At 68.9% G+C, this 1,029-nt stretch carries 1 pseudogene; it reads right to left on the reverse strand.

Annotated features, from left to right (window positions below):
- Positions 1-1,029, reverse strand: a pseudogene (locus ACZ7DL_RS39110) (alpha-1,4-glucan--maltose-1-phosphate maltosyltransferase); the annotation flags it as partial.

Raw genomic sequence — 1,029 nt, forward strand, 5'->3', positions numbered from 1 at the left:
GCCGTCGGACGGCGTTGAGCCGGGTGATGAGCGGTGCGATGGTCCGGCCCTCCCGCTCGGCCGCTTCCCAGTCCCTCGGCTTGAGCTGGTACTTCTCCGAGTCCAGGTACTCCTCGCTCCCCTCGCGGAGCGGGGTGTTCTCGCACAGTTCGTAGCCGGAGTAGATGCCCCAGGCGGGCGAGAGGGTGGCGGCGAGGACGGCACGGACCTCGAAGGCGGGGCGTCCGCCGTGCTGGAGGTAGGCGTGCAGGATGTCGGGGGTGTTGGCGAAGAAGTTCGGCCGCATGTAGGCGGCCGCCTCGCCCGACAGCTCGGTCAGGTACTCGGTCAGCTCCTGCTTGCTGTTGCGCCAGGTGAAGTACGTGTACGACTGCTGGAAGCCGATCTGGGCGAGGGTGTGCATCATCGCCGGGCGGGTGAACGCCTCGGCCAGGAAGATCACGTCCGGATCCTTGCGGTTGACCTCCGCGATGACCCGCTCCCAGAACACGACCGGCTTGGTGTGCGGGTTGTCGACCCTGAAGATCCGCACGCCGTGGCCCATCCAGTACCGCAGGACACGGACGGTCTCGGCGACCAGGCCGTCCATGTCGGCGTCGAAGGCGATGGGGTAGATGTCCTGGTACTTCTTCGGCGGGTTCTCGGCGTGGGCGATGCTGCCGTCCGGCCGGTGGTGGAACCACTCCGGGTGCTTGTGCACCCAGGGATGGTCGGGGGAGCACTGGAGGGCGAAGTCCAGGGCCACTTCCAGGCCCAGCTTCTGCGCCTCGGCGACGAAGTGGTCGAAGTCCTCGATCGTGCCCAGATCCGGATGGACGGCGTCGTGGCCGCCCTCGGGGGAGCCGATCGCCCAGGGCACGCCGACGTCGTCCGGACCGGCGGTGAGGGTGTTGTTGCGGCCCTTGCGGAACGTCGTCCCGATGGGGTGGATCGGCGGCAGGTAGACCACGTCGAAGCCCATCTCCGCGATCGGCTTCAGCCGGCGGGCGGCCGTGCGGAACGTGCCGTGCGGCTGCCCGGCGGTGCCCT

It is taken from the genome of Streptomyces sp. NPDC036984 (assembly GCF_055607665.1).